This is a genomic window from Pseudodesulfovibrio alkaliphilus, assembly GCF_009729555.1.
GTDB lineage: Bacteria > Desulfobacterota > Desulfovibrionia > Desulfovibrionales > Desulfovibrionaceae > Pseudodesulfovibrio > Pseudodesulfovibrio alkaliphilus.
In genome coordinates this window covers 13,916-29,938 of record NZ_WODC01000010.1, presented here as the reverse complement: position 1 = coordinate 29,938, position 16,023 = coordinate 13,916, and the positions used below count along the sequence as shown (strand labels likewise).

Annotated in this window: 15 protein-coding genes and 1 riboswitch; of the genes, 5 read left to right on the top strand and 10 right to left on the bottom strand. The window is 60.0% G+C overall.

The window, feature by feature from the left end:
• Positions 1-74: 74 nt before the first annotated feature.
• The 5 genes from GKC30_RS13305 to cfa all read right to left on the bottom strand — a co-directional run bounded on the left by GKC30_RS13305 (position 75) and on the right by cfa (position 6,400).
• The gene (locus GKC30_RS13305) at positions 75-1,025 is read right to left on the bottom strand and encodes a glycine betaine ABC transporter substrate-binding protein (protein ID WP_155935459.1); all 951 of its coding nucleotides are present in this window, start codon (positions 1,023-1,025) and stop codon (positions 75-77) included.
• 81 nt (positions 1,026-1,106) lie between these two features.
• Positions 1,107-2,585, bottom strand: a complete 1,479-nt coding sequence (gene betB, locus GKC30_RS13300) for a betaine-aldehyde dehydrogenase (RefSeq protein ID WP_155935458.1) — start codon at positions 2,583-2,585, stop codon at positions 1,107-1,109.
• Positions 2,582-4,240 (bottom strand): choline dehydrogenase, encoded by a 1,659-nt coding sequence (gene betA, locus GKC30_RS13295; RefSeq protein WP_155935457.1) that lies wholly within the window; start codon positions 4,238-4,240, stop codon positions 2,582-2,584. The genes betB and betA overlap by 4 nt, the downstream gene beginning before the upstream one ends.
• On the bottom strand, positions 4,237-5,034 hold the full coding sequence (locus tag GKC30_RS13290) for a FadR/GntR family transcriptional regulator (RefSeq protein WP_155935456.1): 798 nt from the start codon (positions 5,032-5,034) through the stop codon (positions 4,237-4,239). Before GKC30_RS13290 ends, betA begins: the two co-directional genes overlap by 4 nt.
• Before the next feature lie 256 nt (positions 5,035-5,290).
• Entirely contained in the window at positions 5,291-6,400 is a 1,110-nt protein-coding gene (cfa, locus tag GKC30_RS13285) for a cyclopropane fatty acyl phospholipid synthase (protein ID WP_155935455.1), read from the bottom strand.
• A gap of 276 nt (positions 6,401-6,676) precedes the next feature.
• Positions 6,677-6,884, top strand: a riboswitch (cobalamin riboswitch).
• A 105-nt stretch (positions 6,885-6,989) separates the two neighbouring features.
• Here cfa and GKC30_RS13280 point away from each other — a divergent pair.
• Genes GKC30_RS13280 through GKC30_RS13260 form a run of 5 tightly spaced genes read left to right on the top strand, consistent with a single transcriptional unit; the run spans position 6,990 to position 10,684 of the window.
• A complete protein-coding gene (locus tag GKC30_RS13280) occupies positions 6,990-7,976 on the top strand; it encodes a sirohydrochlorin cobaltochelatase (protein ID WP_196772900.1) in 987 nt (328 codons plus the stop codon).
• A 13-nt stretch (positions 7,977-7,989) separates the two neighbouring features.
• Complete coding sequence (gene cbiM / locus GKC30_RS13275; RefSeq protein ID WP_155935453.1) at positions 7,990-8,628, top strand: cobalt transporter CbiM; 639 nt, start codon at positions 7,990-7,992, stop codon at positions 8,626-8,628.
• Complete coding sequence (locus GKC30_RS13270; protein ID WP_155935452.1) at positions 8,622-9,227, top strand: NikL family nickel/cobalt ECF transporter subunit; 606 nt, start codon at positions 8,622-8,624, stop codon at positions 9,225-9,227. Before cbiM ends, GKC30_RS13270 begins: the two co-directional genes overlap by 7 nt.
• 18 nt (positions 9,228-9,245) lie before the next feature.
• Positions 9,246-10,007 carry a cobalt ECF transporter T component CbiQ gene (gene cbiQ / locus GKC30_RS13265; RefSeq protein ID WP_155935451.1) on the top strand — a complete coding sequence of 254 codons (762 nt, stop codon included), beginning with the start codon at positions 9,246-9,248 and terminating at the stop codon, positions 10,005-10,007.
• Positions 10,004-10,684, top strand: coding sequence for an energy-coupling factor ABC transporter ATP-binding protein (locus GKC30_RS13260; RefSeq protein WP_196772899.1), 681 nt, complete (start codon positions 10,004-10,006; stop codon positions 10,682-10,684). The genes cbiQ and GKC30_RS13260 overlap by 4 nt, the downstream gene beginning before the upstream one ends.
• A 24-nt stretch (positions 10,685-10,708) precedes the next feature.
• Here the strand turns inward: GKC30_RS13260 and GKC30_RS13255 are convergent, their stop codons facing one another.
• The 5 genes from GKC30_RS13255 to asnB all read right to left on the bottom strand — a co-directional run bounded on the left by GKC30_RS13255 (position 10,709) and on the right by asnB (position 16,013).
• A complete protein-coding gene (locus GKC30_RS13255; protein WP_155935449.1) occupies positions 10,709-11,650 on the bottom strand; it encodes a lysylphosphatidylglycerol synthase transmembrane domain-containing protein in 942 nt (313 codons plus the stop codon).
• A complete protein-coding gene (locus GKC30_RS13250) occupies positions 11,647-12,408 on the bottom strand; it encodes a sulfotransferase domain-containing protein (protein WP_231117183.1) in 762 nt (253 codons plus the stop codon). Before GKC30_RS13250 ends, GKC30_RS13255 begins: the two co-directional genes overlap by 4 nt.
• Before the next feature lie 115 nt (positions 12,409-12,523).
• Positions 12,524-13,384: a glycosyltransferase family 2 protein gene (locus GKC30_RS13245; RefSeq protein ID WP_155935447.1), complete on the bottom strand. Its 861-nt coding sequence runs from the start codon at positions 13,382-13,384 to the stop codon at positions 12,524-12,526.
• A complete protein-coding gene (locus tag GKC30_RS13240; protein WP_196772896.1) occupies positions 13,381-14,079 on the bottom strand; it encodes a class I SAM-dependent methyltransferase in 699 nt (232 codons plus the stop codon). Before GKC30_RS13240 ends, GKC30_RS13245 begins: the two co-directional genes overlap by 4 nt.
• Before the next feature lie 20 nt (positions 14,080-14,099).
• Positions 14,100-16,013 carry an asparagine synthase (glutamine-hydrolyzing) gene (gene asnB / locus GKC30_RS13235; RefSeq protein WP_155935445.1) on the bottom strand — a complete coding sequence of 638 codons (1,914 nt, stop codon included), beginning with the start codon at positions 16,011-16,013 and terminating at the stop codon, positions 14,100-14,102.
• Positions 16,014-16,023 lie beyond the last annotated feature (10 nt).

The window sequence follows — 16,023 nt, the reverse complement described above, 5'->3', positions numbered from 1 at the left end:
AGCGTTGAAAGACATCAGGGAAAAGCCCCGCGGCATCTGCTGCGGGGCTTCTCTTCTTGCCGATCGGCCAGGAGCTATCTGGATTCCAGGTATGCCTTGAAGACAGGGGTGGCGGGTTTGCCGTCGGCAGTGGTCACGCCGTCGAGCCAGCCTTCCCATGTGGCCGGGTTTTGTTTGAGCCACTTGAGTCCGGCGGTGCGGAAGTTGAGGGACTTGTCCTCCTTGATGGCGGTCATGATCTGGTTCATCATGGGCACGGGAAAAACCATGTTCTTAAACAGTTTCGCCACGTTGGGGTTGTCCTCGGCAAACCCCCTGCGCAGGTTGGTCCAGACCGTGGCGCTGCCGTCGTCCGGGCCGAAGGTTTCCTCGGTGCTGCCGGTGAGGTAGGTCATGTCGATACGCTCGTTCATGCTGTGGGGGGACCAGCCCAGGAAGACGATCCATTTGCCCTGGGCTGCGTAGGATTGGACCTGGGAGAGCATGGCCACCTCGCTCGACTGCACCAGTTTGAATTTGCCAAGTCCGAACATGTCGGCGTCGATCATGGACTGGATGATCTGGTTGCCGTCGTTGCCCGGCTCGATGCCGTAGATTTTCCAGTCCAGCTTGTCGCCGAATCTGGCTATATCGTTGAAATCCTTGAGTCCAGCCTTGGCGCATGAGGTGGGCACGGCCAGGGTGTACTTGGCCCCGGGCATGTTGGGCGAATATTTTATCACCGTTCCATTGTCGAAGAACTTGTCGGCCACGTTGGCCATGGAGGGCATCCAGTTGCCCAGGAAGGCGTCCACATCGCCTGTGGACATGGCCGCGTAGGCGATTGGCACGGACAGGACTACGTTCTCGGCGTCGTAGCCGATGCTCTTGAGCAGACTCACGGCCAGTTCGGTCTTGATGGTCACGCCGGTCCAGGAAACGCTGGCGATCTTGATTTTTTGCGCGGCATGCGCGGTGGGGGGCAGGGTGAACAGGGCGACGGCAAGTACGAGGACGGACAGGCTCCGCCTGAGGGAAAATGACATCAAACCTCCTTGGTTGGGGGGATCGGACGGCGGGACTGTTCCCGTCGTCCCTGTGCGCCACGGCGCACGCCTGTGGCCGGGCTATTTCGAGCCGAACCAGTTGATCGCCTTGGCGGCGTGGTTGTGATAGATGTGTTTGAGCTCGGTGTATTCCTCAAGACCCTGGCGGCCCAGCTCGCGACCCAGGCCCGACTGGCGGTAGCCGCCCCAGGGGGCCTGGACAAAGTAGACGTTGAAGTCGTTGACCCAGACCGTGCCGAAGCGCAGTGCAGCAGAAACCCTGGCCATGCGATCCGGGTCTCGTGTCCAGAATCCTGCGGACAGGCCGTAGGTGGTATCGTTGGCCCGGGCCACAGCCTCTTTTTCGGTGACGAAGCGTTCCACGGTGATGACCGGCCCGAAGACCTCCTCGCGCACGATGCGCATGTGGCTGTCGCAGTCGGTGAACAGCGTGGGCATGACGAAGTGGCCGTTTGCCAAGGCCGGGTCTTCGGGGCGGCCGCCGCCCAGAGCGAGGGTGGCCCCTTCCCGCCTGGCGATCGCGATGTACCGTTCCACCTTGGCACGGTGATCAGCCGAGATGAGCGGACCCATCTCGGTGGCCGCGTCCAGGCCATTGCCCACCTTGATGCGCTTCATGCGGGCGGCGAGGGCCTCCACAAAGCGGTCGTGCAAGGCATCCTGGACCATGAGCCGTGTTCCGGCCGAGCAGATCTGTCCGGCGTGGAAGAAGACCGCGTTGAGGGCGTGGTCCACGGCCACGTCGAAGTCGGCGTCGGCAAAGACGATGTTCGGGTTCTTGCCGCCCAGCTCCAGGGCGACCCTTTTTACGTTGCCAGCCGCGGCGCGCATGATGGTCTTGCCCGTGGCAACACCGCCTGTGAAGGAGATGAGGTCCACATCCGCGCTCTCGGCAAGCTCCGCACCCACTTCCGGTCCGGGGCCGAGGACCGTGTTGACCACGCCGGGGGGATAGCCCGCCTCTTCGGCCAGCTCGGTGATTTTGAGGGTGGTCAGCGGGGTGATTTCGCTGGGCTTCATTATCAGGGTGCAGCCAGCGGCCAGGGCCGGGGCCATCTTCCACGACGCCTGGAGCAGGGGGTAGTTCCAGGGCGATATCTGGCCGCATACGCCGACGGGCTCGCGAACCACCCGGCTGGAAGTGCCGGGGTTGGGCGAGGCGATGATCTCTCCGGCGTCCTTGTCGGCCATGCCCGCGTAGTAGCGGAAGATGCCTGCCACATCGTCCATGTCCCAGCGCGATTCCTCCAGGGTCTTTCCCGTGTCCAGCGTTTCCAGCCGGGCCAGGTTCTCGCGCTCGCGTTCCACGAGGTCGGCCAGACGCGCCAGCAGCCGCCCTCGCTCCACTGCCGGGGTTTGCGGCCAGCCGCCCGAGTCAAAGGCGCGGCGCGCGGCCGCGATGGCTTCGCGGGCGTCCTCGCGTCCGCCCTCTGCCACATTTGCCACCTCGGAACCGTCAAAGGGGTTTTCAATGCGCCGGGTCGCGCCGCAGCTCGATCCGGTCCACTTCCCGTCGATATACATGGTTCCATTGATCATGCGTCACCCCTGTCGCTGTCCGTGCCGTGTTGGTAGAAGGGCGCGTTCTCGGGGGCCAGCGGGGTGTTGCCGAGGATGATGTCCGCAGCCTTTTCCGCGATCATCATGACCGGGGCGTAAATGTTGCCGTTGGTTACATAGGGCATGACAGAGGCGTCCACCACGCGCAGCCCCTCGACTCCGCGAACCTTGAGGTTGGCATCGGTCACGGCCATGTCGTGAGTGCCCATGGCGCAGGTGCAGCTGGGGTGATAGGCCGACTCGCCTTCGCGAGCCACAAAGTCGAGGATTTCCGCATCGGTTTGGGCCTGATCGCCCGGAGCCAGTTCGCGGCCGCGGAATTCGTCAAAGGCGGGTTGGGTCATGATCTCGCGGGTCTTGCGGATGGCCTCGACCCATTCCCGTCGCTCCTGCTCGGTTGAGAGGTAGTTGAAGAGGATCTCAGGGTGATCCATGGGATCGCTCGACTTGAGCTTCACATGGCCGCGCACGTCGGTGTTCATGGGGCCGACATGGACTTGGTAGCCGTGGCCCTCGTTGGGAGCCGAGCCGTCGTAGCGGATGGCGATGGGCAGGAAGTGGTACTGGATGTTGGGGTACTTAACCCGGTCGTTGCCGCGGATGAAGCCGCCCGCCTCGAAGTGGTTGGTGGCAGCTTCTCCCGTACCTCCGAGGAGCCATTTGAGTCCGATCCAGGGCTGGTTGTACCATTTGAGGGCAGGGAACATGGAGACCGGCTTCTTGCAGGCGTATTGGACGTAGAGTTCCAGGTGATCCTGAAGGTTTTCTCCCACGCCGGGCAGATCGTGGACCACGCCGATGCCAAGGGCCGAGAGATGGCGGCCATTGCCCACGCCTGAAAGCTGGAGCAGCTGCGGGGAGTTGATGGAGCCGCCGCAGCAGATGATTTCCCCGCCGTACGCCTTGAAGCTGCGTTTGCCCCTGGCGTATTCCACTCCTACGGCGCGTTTGCCCTGAAACAGAATGCGCGTGGTCATGGCCAAGCACTTGACGGTCAGATTGCGGCGGCTCCTGACCGGGTGGACATAGGCCCTTGCCGCGTTCCAGCGGCGTCCGCGGTAGGTGGTGCGGTCGAATTTGCCAAACCCTTCCTGGCGGTAGCCGTTGACATCATCCGTCACCGGATAGCCTGTCTGCTGCACCGCCTGGAAAAAGGCGTCGAAAAGCGGGTTGTCGCATTCGGGTGTTGTCAAATAGAGGGGGCCGACAGCGCCCTGATATTCGTCAGCTCCCGCCATGCGGCATTCGAAGCGTTTGAAATAGGGCAGGCAGTGGGCATAGGACCAGCTCTCAAGGCCGTCCTCGCGTGCCCATTTTTCATAATCCATGGCGTTGCCGCGAATGTGGATCATGCCGTTGATGCAGCTGGAGCCTCCGAGAACCTTACCCCGCGGCTGGTAGATGCGTCTGTTGTTCATGTGCGGCTCTGGCTCGGATTCATACCACCAGTTGTATGTCTTTCCGGCCAGGGGGTAGGTCAGGGCCGCGGGCATGTGGATGCGGAAATCGAGCTTGAAATCGGGCAGCCCGGCCTCCAGGACGAGCACCTTGTTTTTGGGGTTGGCGCTCAGGCGATTGGCCAGGACAGACCCGGCCGAGCCTCCGCCGACAATTATGTAGTCATAATGCTTCATTCTTTCTCCATTTCGTTGGTTGGTCCGCTGATGAACGGGGGCGGGAGTTGGCGGCTGTGGTCGCCCCGGTCATTGATACATTCTCGCAGCAGGTGATAGTGGTGGCCGATGTGCGAGAGGGCGCGCATGATATCGCCATCGGCAATGGCCTGGGCCGTGTCGCTCCAATTGGCGGCCGCACGTTCGCGGTAGTGTGGCTCTTCATACAGGGCGTAGTCGTGGGAGCTGAAACCCATCTGCAGGGCGTGCATGACCCACTCGAAGACGGTGTTGCCCGCCATGTGCACGAGCATCAGGTTGAGTCTTCGATCCAGCTCGCCTGTGGCGTGGAGGTCCGGTTCCGGCTGGCGCAGCAGCCATTCGAGCTTGCGCGCCTCGGTCAACAACCGGGTTTTGGATTCGGCATCGGCCCGGCCTATGGCCATCTGGGTGATGGCCCGGTCCAGGGTCTCGCGAAACTCGATGAGTTGTTCCGGGGCCACCGGCTGTTGCTTGAGGAACAGGGTCAGGGATTCCGAGACGTTGGCAACATTGAGTCTGCGCACATAGGCACCTCCCTTGGCTCCCTTGCGAACCTCGAGCAACCCTTTTTGCTTTAATGTTTTGATGGCCTCGCGGATGACCCCGCGCCCTGCCCCGAAGAGTATCTGCATTTCGCGCTCGCTGGGGAGCCGCTCTCCCGGAGCGAGCCTGCCATCCATGATGGCGGCCTCAATCTGCAGCGAAACCTCTTCACTGGCACGCCCGATAGTCACGGGCATGAAATAGCCCTTCACCGAATTTGGTTTGTTCATTGGTAGAACCTTTGCCCGCAAATTGATCCATTTTTACGGCGGAGACGACTTTTTTGGCCACAATGGTCGTACCATTGATAGTCTGCGCGGTTCGATTTTGTCAACCCGTCTGCCAAGGGGAACTGGACATCTTGCGTCAGGAGCGTCAGCCACAGGGGACGGACAGGGCCGGGCGAGTGGTTCGTCCCGGCCCGGAGGATGGAGTGTGGAGGGGGCTTTCCCGCGTGTCAGAGCCTGTGCCCCGCTCCTGCATGTCTTATCTGCATATGGGGTGTCGGGTTCCGCATCCTTGCTTGGTCATCACGATCTGCCAGACCTGGATGTCCCTGGCCCGGAAGGCTCCGGCGCACGAAAGCAGATAATACTCCCACATTCGTTTGAAACGCGCATCGTATTTTCGGCTTAAGGTAGGCCACGCGGCCTGGAAGTTGCGATTCCAGGCCATGAGTGTCTTGTCGTAGTGGGGGCCGATATTGTGAACGTCCTCAATGACGAAGAGATTTTCCGTGGCCTGGCCGATCTGCTTCTGGCTCGGGAGCATCCCGTTTGGAAAGATGTATTTGTTGATCCAGGGGTCGCAGTTGCTCTTGGAGGCATTGCCGCCGATGGTGTGGAGCAGGAATATGCCGTCATCCTTCAGGCAGCGATGCACGGTTTTCATGAACGTCCTGTAGTTCCTCCTTCCTACATGCTCGAACATGCCGACCGAGACGACCTTGTCGAATACGCCGTTCACCTCGCGGTAGTCCCGATCATGGAAGACGACGGGCAGTCCTGCGCAGATTTTTCTGGCATGTTGCAGTTGCTGGCGCGAGATGTTTACCGCCGTCACCCGGCAATGGCAGGTTGCGGCGAAGTAGCTGGCCAAACCGCCCCAGCCGCAACCGATGTCGAGGAGATGATCGTTTTCTGCGAGCTGCAGCTTGCGGGCAATGAGGTCCAGCTTGTTTTTCTGTGCCTCGTCGAGATCGTCCGTGCTGGAAAAATATGCGCAACTATATTGATGGTTGGCGTCCAGAAAGGAGAGGAAGAGTTCGTTGTCAAGGTCGTAGTGCCTTTCGGCGATGATACGGCTGCGGGCCTTGGATTGCAGATTGCACAGCACGGCAGGAACAAGGTGCCAGAGGATGCGCGGTCCGCCTCTGATTCGGTCTTCCATCCCCCCCAGAAGCAGGCGGCATATCGCCTCGTCGATCCTGTCGCAGTCCCACCAGCCGTCCATGTAGGATTCGCCGAGCCCGAGATTCTTGTCGAGCAGGACCCGGCTGAACCATCGCTTGTCGTGGACCTGAATGTCCCAGGGTTTCGGGCCGTTGATGACCACTCCGGCCTGTTCCAGGCCGTGTTGCAGGGTTGTTGCCAACATACGCACCTCGCTTCCCAAATCGGTCGTCCGAGGAGAACGCCCCTGACACGCTTGACTGAATCGACCGGAAAATCAGGCTCCTCGGTGTTCATGACCGTAAACTGTGCTCATGGGCAAAAACGCAGGGTTCTCGCACAAGTTCGTCATAGCCGATTTTCGGGTCTGTTTCCAGAGTGTCGCGGCGTATTCAGACGACATCTTCGTCTCAGGAACCAGCCCTGCCTTCGCCTGCGGCCCGGAGGGAGCGCCTCTGTTGACAGGAACCGCAGGGTGTGTAGAGTGCCATCTGCGATTGATTCTCTATAGGAGATTGGAAAGGGAATCCGGTGAGACGCCGGAGCGGACCCGCCGCTGTATCCTTCCTGCCAGCCTGATCGTCGGCCGGCACAAGCCCCTGCACCACGCCACTGTCCGCCTCTGCGGACGGGAAGGCCGGGAGCTTGCGGAAGGGAGCCAGAAGACCTGTCAGTCGCCCACCCCGAGGCAACGGGTTTTTGCCGTATAGGGGAGCAAGCGCCGTGGTTTCTGTCATTATCCGCCTCACAGCCGCTTCTCCGCCTTGTTTTCAACTAGCAGTATGGAGAAGCGCATGGCTGACGACTCCCTTGATGCCGCCCCCATTCGGGATAATGCCCCGACGAATCCTGGACGTGCCTCCCTCGGGCACGATGGGCACGAACATGGCGAGCGATGCGGCTGCCATCATGAACATGGTCATGATCACCACGACCACGATCACGACCACGACCACAACCATCTTCGCCCGCCCAAGTACAAGCCGGGGATTCTGCTGGCGGCTTTTGGCGTGGCTATCGATGAGGCCCGGCGGGGCTACGACCTCTTTGAGGCCGAGGTCCGTCAGCGGCACCCGGACATGGAACTGGCCTGGGCCTATACGGCGCACAAGGTGCGCCGCAAGCTCGTCAGTCGGGGCAGGGAGTGCGATTCCCTGGCCGTGGCCCTCTCGCGTCTGCATGACCGTGGCGTAACCCATCTGGCCGTGCAGTCCGTGCATACCACGCCGGGAGTGGAGTATCACTGGACCCGCGAGCAGGCCCTGGCCTATCGCCATCCGCGCAAGGGGTTTCCCGAGGTTGTGGTGGGCGGCCCGCTCCTTTCCTCGGACCACGACCTGGAGCGATCCTGTCAGGCGTTGCAGGGCTACATTCCGGCCGAGCGCAGTCCCGACGAGGCCGTGGTCCTTGTGGGGCACGGCACATATCATCATGGTCAGCAGCGGTATCTGGATTTTGAGGAGCGAGTGCGGCGCGATGATCCCCTCATCCGCGTGGGCACCCTCATGGGACGCCCCTCCTGCGGGGATGTCATTGCGGACCTGGAGGCAGAAGGCGTCAAGGATGTCTGGCTGCTGCCCTTCATGTGCGTACCAGGGCATCATGTTCACCTTGATGTCTTCGGCAGCGGGGCCTCTTCGTGGAAAAGCCGGATGGAACATGCCGGGTTCACCGTGCGGGGGCATGTGACCGGGACGCTGGAGCACGCTCCTTTCCGCGCCATCTGGCTGGATCATCTGGACGAAGTTTGCGCCCGCATACGCGCACTGGAAACGGCATAGCCGGGAGGATGTCATGCACATATCCGAAGGGGTTCTGTCGCCAACCGTTCTGATGGCGGGAGCCGCGCTGACGGCAGCGGGCTGCTGGATCGGCTACCGCAAGCTGCAATATGACAAGATCGTGACCGCCTCGGTGCTGTCGGCCACCTTTTTCGTGGGGTCCCTGATCCATGTGCCGCTGGGGCCTTCCAGTGTGCATCTGCTGCTCAACGGCATCGCCGGAGTGGTGCTGGGCTGGGTGGCCTTTCCGTGCATCCTGGTGGCGCTTCTGCTCCAGGCGGTTCTGTTTCAGTTCGGAGGGCTTTCGGTCCTTGGGGTCAACACTGTCAATGTGGCCGCTCCGGCCGTGCTGTGCTTCTATCTTTTGCGGCCGCTCCTGGCCGGCGGGCCGGGCAGGGCTGCTGTGGCCGGGTTTCTCGGCGGAGCGGGCGCGGTCTTCGGCACCGCCCTGATGACCGCGCTTTCGCTTGCCCTCAGCGATGAAGGGTTCCTGACCACTGCCAGGCTCGTGGTCGTGGGCCATCTGCCGGTCATGATCATTGAAGGGGTCGTGACCATGTTTGCCGTGGGTTTTCTCGCCCGGGTCCGGCCGGAATTGCTCGCAGGATTCGGCCGTCTGCAACACGGCAATGCCGGAGGACAGTCATGTTGAAAATGAAGGCGCTGGCCATTTTGATGATTCTTATTCTGTACCCAGGGCCGTGTCTGGCACACAAGGTGATTCTCAATGCCTGGATCGAGGACGGCGAACTCAGCGCCGAGGTGGGATTCAGCGACGGTTCCCCGGCATCCGGGGCAATAGTGAGCGTCATTGATCCGATAACCGGCGCAGCGTTGTTTTCGGTCAAGGCAGACGATCAGGGCATTGTCGAGGCCGCCTTGCCGCCCGAAGTGTTTGCTGGAGACGGCGGCCTGCTCGTGGTGGGCAATGCCGGGGCTGGCCACCGTGTGGAGCGGCTGCTGCCGGCGCGGGAGGTCGGCGGTCCCCGGCCGGATCAGGCGAAGGGCGAAATGGTGGGGGCTTCCGTCCCGGAGCCTTCGTCGTCGGGAGTCTCGGTGGATACCTCGGCCCTGGAGGGCCTGGTTCGGCAGGCGGTGCGCTCAGAGCTTGCTCCGCTGCTCCGCGAGGTCCGCTCCCGCAATGACCACGGGCCGCGGATGCAGGACATTGTCGGCGGTATCGGCTACATTCTGGGGCTCGCCGGTCTGGTGATGCTCGTCAAAGGCAGGCAGGGCCGCAAAAAACAATGACGGTTCAGGGGCATCCTCATGAATCTGCCTGACGGCCAGACCGACTCCCGGCGAGGGGTGCTTGCCAGGATGGACACCCGCGTCAAGCTGCTCCTGGCGCTTGGGTTATTGCCTCTCCTCATATCCCTGCAGGGCGTTGCAAGTCTTGCACTGGCTTTGGCTTTGTCCGCCGCGCTTCTGGTCTGGGCCAGGAGGCCGACCCGGCAGATATTTTACAGGTTGGCGTATGCAAATATCTTCTTTGTGTTCCTTTTTGCGGCCCTCTCCCTGACCTATCCGGCCAAGGAGTTGGGAGAGTGGCATTTCCTCAGCCTGGACGGTGTGCGCCTCGCCTGTGGCATTGCTCTCAAGGGCAACGCCATGCTGCTGGTGCTGCTGAGTCTCGTTGCCAGCAGTTCCGTTCCTGAACTTGCCGGTGCCCTGCAGCGGTTGCGGGTTCCCCAAAAGCTCGTCCTGCTCCTGACCTACACCTACCGGCAGGTGTTCATCATCGCCGAGGAAATGGATCGCATGCGTCAATCCGCTGCGGCCCGTTGCTTTCGGCCCGGGCTGCGCCTGCATGTCTACCGGACATTCGGTTATTTGCTGGCCCAATCCCTGGTTCGGAGTCTGGACCGCGGGCAGCGCATCCACGAGGCCATGCTCATGCGCGGCTTTGTCGGCCGTTTTCCGCATCTGCAAACAAGCGGCCGGGTCGGGGTCCTTGAGATATGTCTTGGGGGGCTTCTGCTTGGCCTGGGACTCGGACTGGTGGTCCTGGACAGGATGGTAGTGTCTTGACCGTACCCATCGTCGCCCTGGAGGAGGCGTCTTTCGCCTACCCCAATCAAAGCGGTCAGGCGCTTTGTCAGGTGGAATTCGCCTTGGGTCCGGGGGATAAAATCGGCGTCATCGGCGACAACGGCAGCGGCAAGACATCACTGCTGCTGGCCCTTGTGGGTCTGAGGCCCCTGGCCGCAGGGAGGCTGATCCACGGCGGCCGCGAGGTGCGCAAGCCCGGACAATACCACGCCCTGCGGCGCGATGTGGGGCTGGTGTTCCAGAACTGCGATGATCAGCTTTTCTCTCCCACGGTCATTGAGGACGTGGCCTTCGGACCTCTGAATGTCGGCCTTTCCCTGGACAAAGCCCTGGCGATCGCCCGTGAGACTCTGGATGTCTTGCACATAGGGCATCTGGAAGGGTGTCTGACCCACACCCTTTCGGGGGGGCAGAAGCGCATCGTCTCCCTTGCCACTGCCCTGGCCATGAAACCCAAGGCCCTGCTGCTGGATGAGCCCACCAACGATCTGGACCGCAAGACACGGGCCATGGTCCAGGAATTCCTTCTACACAGCGACCTTGCCCTCGTACTGGTTTCGCACGACCATTCGCTGGTGCGGGCCGTGACCACCAGTGTCGTGTGCATGGAGGGAGGGCGGGTGTTGTCCAGTCAGCCGACCATGGCGGCGTTATAGCCGCAACGGGTTTTCGGGGACCGTCTATTTGAATGCGGCGCGAGCATGGCGAATCCCATTCAGCCATTCCCATATGCCGCCGCAAACGGCGGTGCCAACCCGAAAAAGATATGGGAGGAGGGCCAGCAGGACGGCGTCGTGCATGGCGAAACCCAAAAAACTGTACACAAAAACCCCAGCAGCTTCCCCCGCGCCAAGTCCGCCGACATTCAGGGGGACAATTTGGAGAATCAGTCCGCACACGCACCCGACGACAATGTAGAGAAGAGGCGCATTGATTCCCAAAGACAGTGCCAGGCACCAGACCGAGGCGTAGAGGCATGTATGGGCGGAAACAGTCCACCCCAAGGCTGTAAGCAAAGACGACGAATTGTGGACAAGGCTTCGTAGAAGGCCATCAATGTCCTTCCAAAGAGTGAATCTGCTCAACAGCAATAAGCCGATGCAACAAAGAACAGCCAGTGCGCCAAGAAGCGCCCACTGTGTTTCCGCGGCAATCTCTATCTGCGGCAACAAACCGGGCCATGCTATCAAGACAGTGAAGACGACAAGCGGGACAGACAGGCCAAGAAGGCGGTCGATGAGCAGGGCACCGATGATGCTCGGCCGCTTCAAGCCTGAATCCAGCGCCGATATTTTGGCAAAGCGTGCCACGTCGAATCCGGCGGAAAGTGGTACAAAGACGAAGTAGAATGCCGACTGCAGGCATATCCTCCAAGCCTCGAAGACTTTGAGCCGTCCGCATAGAGACCGGACCACGAGCGAGAGACGGAAGGCATTGGAGAAGAGTGCCCCAATATAGAGAGCCACGGCCAAAACCGCCATGGGCCAGTCAAAGCGCAGCCCGGAAAAGCGTTGATCCACTGTAAGGGTCCAGGCCAACCATATCAGTACCACTGGTGGAAGGCCAACCTTGGCGACCACAGCCAGCGGGCGCCAGTACCGATGATGCCGGAACCTTGTCATTTGTATCCCAGGCCGTCTCGCAGAGTCGCTTTTATGTAGCTGTCGATCCGCTCCTGCTGTTCTTCGGAGAAAAATTCCCGATATTCTCCCACCCGGCCTTTGCGCATTTTGTATGAAGCTTCGTTTTTCACGTCGAGTGCGGTCAGCCAAGGGTTGGAACCATCGCTCCTGCGTTCTCTGGCCTTGAGTTTCTCGAAATTTGCGTTTTCCACAGCATCAGCCAATTCGGTCTTTGCAGCGGAAATTCCTACGCAACCGCATATCCTTTCAAAGGTGGCAATGGTGTTTGCCCGTAATTCCTCGTAGCGAACGACTTGGTCAGGGCCGCCGTGTTCAAGGGTGTAGTCCCACCAGTGGTTCATGAATGCCACCAGCTTGGGGAGACCCACCAGGGGGCTATCAATCATGTCGTTCACTTCGAGAGTGGGTATGCCCGTGCGGTGCACCATGTGGTAGTAACTGCTCACGAGGACATCGCGAGGATCGCGAACCAGGAGGACGAATTCCTTTTTCGCGTAGCTGCGGTGGATGGTGCGGAGGATTTCCCGAGCGTCCCGGCTTCCGCTCTCCCATGAGGACCCGGCGTGAGTGAACCGGATCATGGGCATGCCACACTTGCTCGCCAAATGCTGATATGTGTCACCTGCATGGGCGGTGCGCCCGGAGCGCGAACAGGCTAACCCGATGAACAACTGTTCGAGCCAGGTCCGGCCGGATTTGGGATACGACACTACAGTGCAGGCATCCTTGCACAACATGTCGGAAAGATAGTATCTGAAAAGGAACCATGCCGAAGAGGGATTTCGCCGTACAAGATCGAGCTTGGACCTTACGGCGTTGCGCAGGAGGATTCTTTTCGAGACGGGCATGCAGTTATTTGTCCATTATTTGTTTGAGCAAATCAGCCAAAAGCCCCATGGCAAAGATCAGAATGGACGCGATGACACCGCCCACGCCGATGTAAAACGTCGACACCAGGCTGAGCGCCAAGGTCATGAGAAAGCAGACGGCTGAAACGCTTAGAGTCGCCAGCGAGAGAAGAAGAAAAATTTTCAGCGGATCGTAATATGTCACCGCCTGAATCACGTATTGGATTGTTCGCAACGAATCGGAAAACAGGCGAACTTTGGTTTTCCCTATGCGTTTGTGATATTCTACAGGAAGGTAGGCTACTGTCTTGGCGTTCATAAAATAGGCGAGAGTGATGGATGTGGTGAAGCTGAACCCGTCACACAGTCGGTCAAAAAAAGTGACTGCCATTTTTTTTGAGAAGATTCGAAGGCCGGAGTTGATGTCAGGTATTCTCTTGCCGGAGATGAACTCCACCAGGAATCGCAGGGACTTTCTCAGTGGGTTTTTTATCCAGGATTCCTTGTAGTATTGCCCCGTTCGCTGGGCTACGACCATGTCGTACCCCTTCCGGTAGAGTTCCAGCAGCTCTGGGATTCGCTCCGTTGGATAGGTCCCGTCGGCATCCGTGATGACGATAGTGTCATATTTCGCCATTTCGATTCCGCTCTTGAGCGAGCGTCCATAGCCCTGGTTCTGCAGATGGGTGACCACCCTTGCGCCAGCCGATGCGGCATTGGCCGCTGTCGCGTCCGTACAGCCGTCCGCCACCACGAGCACTTCATACGGTCCCACATCCGCTGCGTCCAACACGCTGATAATGTGCCTCACGCAGTAGGAGACAGCCTCCTCCTCGTTATAGGCCGGGATAACGATACTGATCATTTTTTCACCACACAGAGAATGGATTGGCCAAAAAACTTGGCGAACAGGGGCGTCAACGCTCGGGACAAGGGAACGCCATACTTGTCGAATACGCAAATCTGCCAGTTAACGCTGGCCGAGTCCAGGCTGCGGTGTTTCCGAAAGGAGTTTGCCCACCAGCCGATTCCGCCCAGGGGGTTGACGTATTCAAGCCGGACAACGCTACCTAGATCAGACAGCAGGGTCGCGAGAACGGAAAGGGTGTAGCGCCTGTGGTGACCAGCCAGCCGGTCGAGATCCCCATAGAGAGTCGGCATGGCCGGAACAAAGAGCACCAGCCGCCCTTGGGGCCTCAGTGCGCGCATCATGTTTCCCAGGGCAGCGGCATCATCGGGGACATGCTCGAGCACGTTGTAGCACAGTATAGTGTCAAACCGACGCTCGCCCAGAGCTTCAGTGAACCGCTGCCCGGCTATGTCGGCCGCCAGGTACTCTTCCCCTGGATGCGTCTGTCGAGCCTGCTCCACAGCATCGTCGTCCAGGTCCACGCCAAGATACTCCTTGAACGGGCCAAGTTTTCGGTTCAAAGCACCGTGTCCGAATCCCACCTCAAGAACCCTCTCTCCCAGGTGCGGCCGGGCCATGTCGGCCAGCCACTCCATGTAATTTGTCGCCTCTTCAATGCTTGAAGAATAGGTTTTGTCGCGAGGATTCATTGGCGGAGTTTGTTTTTGGCTCATTGGCATATCAGGTCCAGCGATGCGTCGGGACACACCTCGTTACGCCACATTTGACAAGTGGCCAGGGCAAGCAGCTTCAACCCGTTGTCTTGATGACCGTCCTTGTGTTCAGCCATCAGTGCTGCCACTGCGTCTGCCCGGAACCAGTCTCCCGCGAGGAATTCCGGCGTCAAATCGCCTAGAAAGCCCGGCGAGGAGAACCATGGAGACACCGGGGCGTTGAAGCCTCTTTTTTTCGCACGAACGACCTGCTTCGGCAACCGCGAGGCCATGGCCCGTTTGAGCAGGGCTTTTTTGTCCAGACCGGCCAACTTCCAGCGCGAAGGCAGCGAGGCAGCCAGCTCGGCCAGGCGATGGTCCAGAAAAGGAACCCGACATTCGAGAGAAAAGGCCATTGATGCTCTGTCTGCCTTGACGAGGATGTCGTTGGCAAGCCACGTCTTGGCGTCCACAAACAGGCTTTGCCCAAGAAAATCTATCCCTTGAGCCTCCTCGTGGAAGGCGGCGAAGTCGTCAAAGGGATCGTGCGCGGTGACGGCCGTTGCAAATTCCGGGCGCAGCAGATGGCGCTTCCCCTGCTCGGAAAAGAGGGTGCGCCAGTGATAATGCGCCCGTTCGGCACTGAGGCCGTGCCCGCACAAGAACTGCTTTACCTTGTAGTTGAGGCTCACCTTGCCCTGGTCCGCAGGCCAAACAGCTTCCACAAGTTTTCCCAGCGACTTGACAAAGCCAGAGGGAACCCAGGCGGTCATGGATCGCAACCTGTCGGCAAGGTATGTCTCGTAGCCTGCAAAAAGTTCATCGCCGCCATCGCCAGAGAGGCACACCTTAACGTCCCGTCTGGCAAATTCAGCCAGGAGCCCCGTGGGCAGCAGGGAGCTGTCCGCAAAGGGCTCTCCGGTTGCTCGAACAAGCTCAGGCAGCCGGGAGGAAAGAGCCGTGTCCACCACCGCTTCCGAATAGCGAACTCCAAGAACCTCGGCCACGAAGCGGGCCTGATCGAGTTCGCTGTATCCTTTCTCGTTGAATCCGATGGAAAAGATGTGGTTGAGATCCGGGTCCCGCAGTTGGCACATGGCATGGACAATGGCAGAAGAATCGATTCCCCCGGAGAGGTAGCCGCCCAGAGGGACATCACTGACCAACTGCCCGGCTACCGCATCCCGAAGCAGGGCAGCCATGGCCTCGGCGGCTTCATCCATGGACGCAAAAGGGGAGGGGCAGCGAAAAAAAGAAGCGTAGTCCCACCATTTGACAGTCTCTTGCGTGCCGTCTGCCCGAACGAGCATATAATGCGCGGGAGGCAGTTTTTCCACCGCGTCAAGAATGCTCGACGAGGTCAGGGTATACCCCAGGGAAAGGAACTGGCTCAACCCTCGGGCAGATACGGCCCTGGGCACCGAGGGGTCTTCGATGAGGGAGGGGAGTTCCGAGGCAAAGACAATGCCGCCAGTTGCTAGCCGATGATAATATAGAGGCTTTTCCCCAAAGCGATCGCGAGCCAGGAAGAGCGTCCGTTCCTTGCGATCATAGATGGCGAGGGCGAACATGCCGACAAAACGGGAGAGGCAAGATGGCCCCCATGCGAGGTAGGCGGCAAGAACAACCTCTGTGTCGCAATCCGTGGCAAAGGTTGCGCCCAGCCCTTCAAGCTCTTGGCGCAACTCCTTAAAGTTGTAGACCTCGCCGTTGTAGGTGATGGCAGCCCGCCCCGAGGCGTCGAGCATGGGCTGGTTGGCCTCGCTGGACGGATCGATGATGGAAAGCCGTCTGTGGCCGAGGCAGATGGGCCCTTCGTTCCAAACGCCTTGAGCGTCTGGTCCGCGATGGGTCATTCTTTCCGCCATCCGCCTCACGGTTTCCCGGGTGGGCTGATCCGCCGTACTGAATCTTCCGCAGATACCGCACATTTTCGATTTC

Excerpts from the sequence above, each read along its gene's own strand:
- GKC30_RS13305 (WP_155935459.1), bottom strand. The coding sequence starts at position 1,025 with ATGTCATTTTCCCTCAGGCGGAGCCTGTCCGTCCTCGTACTTGCCGTC.
- betB (WP_155935458.1), bottom strand. The coding sequence starts at position 2,585 with ATGATCAATGGAACCATGTATATCGACGGGAAGTGGACCGGATCGAGC.
- betA (WP_155935457.1), bottom strand. The coding sequence starts at position 4,240 with ATGAAGCATTATGACTACATAATTGTCGGCGGAGGCTCGGCCGGGTCT.
- GKC30_RS13290 (WP_155935456.1), bottom strand. The coding sequence starts at position 5,034 with ATGAACAAACCAAATTCGGTGAAGGGCTATTTCATGCCCGTGACTATC.
- cfa (WP_155935455.1), bottom strand. The coding sequence starts at position 6,400 with ATGTTGGCAACAACCCTGCAACACGGCCTGGAACAGGCCGGAGTGGTC.
- GKC30_RS13280 (WP_196772900.1), top strand. The coding sequence starts at position 6,990 with ATGGCTGACGACTCCCTTGATGCCGCCCCCATTCGGGATAATGCCCCG.
- cbiM (WP_155935453.1), top strand. The coding sequence starts at position 7,990 with ATGCACATATCCGAAGGGGTTCTGTCGCCAACCGTTCTGATGGCGGGA.
- GKC30_RS13270 (WP_155935452.1), top strand. The coding sequence starts at position 8,622 with ATGTTGAAAATGAAGGCGCTGGCCATTTTGATGATTCTTATTCTGTAC.
- cbiQ (WP_155935451.1), top strand. The coding sequence starts at position 9,246 with ATGAATCTGCCTGACGGCCAGACCGACTCCCGGCGAGGGGTGCTTGCC.
- GKC30_RS13255 (WP_155935449.1), bottom strand. The coding sequence starts at position 11,650 with ATGACAAGGTTCCGGCATCATCGGTACTGGCGCCCGCTGGCTGTGGTC.
- GKC30_RS13250 (WP_231117183.1), bottom strand. The coding sequence starts at position 12,408 with ATGTTGTGCAAGGATGCCTGCACTGTAGTGTCGTATCCCAAATCCGGC.
- GKC30_RS13245 (WP_155935447.1), bottom strand. The coding sequence starts at position 13,384 with ATGATCAGTATCGTTATCCCGGCCTATAACGAGGAGGAGGCTGTCTCC.
- GKC30_RS13240 (WP_196772896.1), bottom strand. The coding sequence starts at position 14,079 with ATGAATCCTCGCGACAAAACCTATTCTTCAAGCATTGAAGAGGCGACA.
- asnB (WP_155935445.1), bottom strand. The coding sequence starts at position 16,013 with ATGTGCGGTATCTGCGGAAGATTCAGTACGGCGGATCAGCCCACCCGG.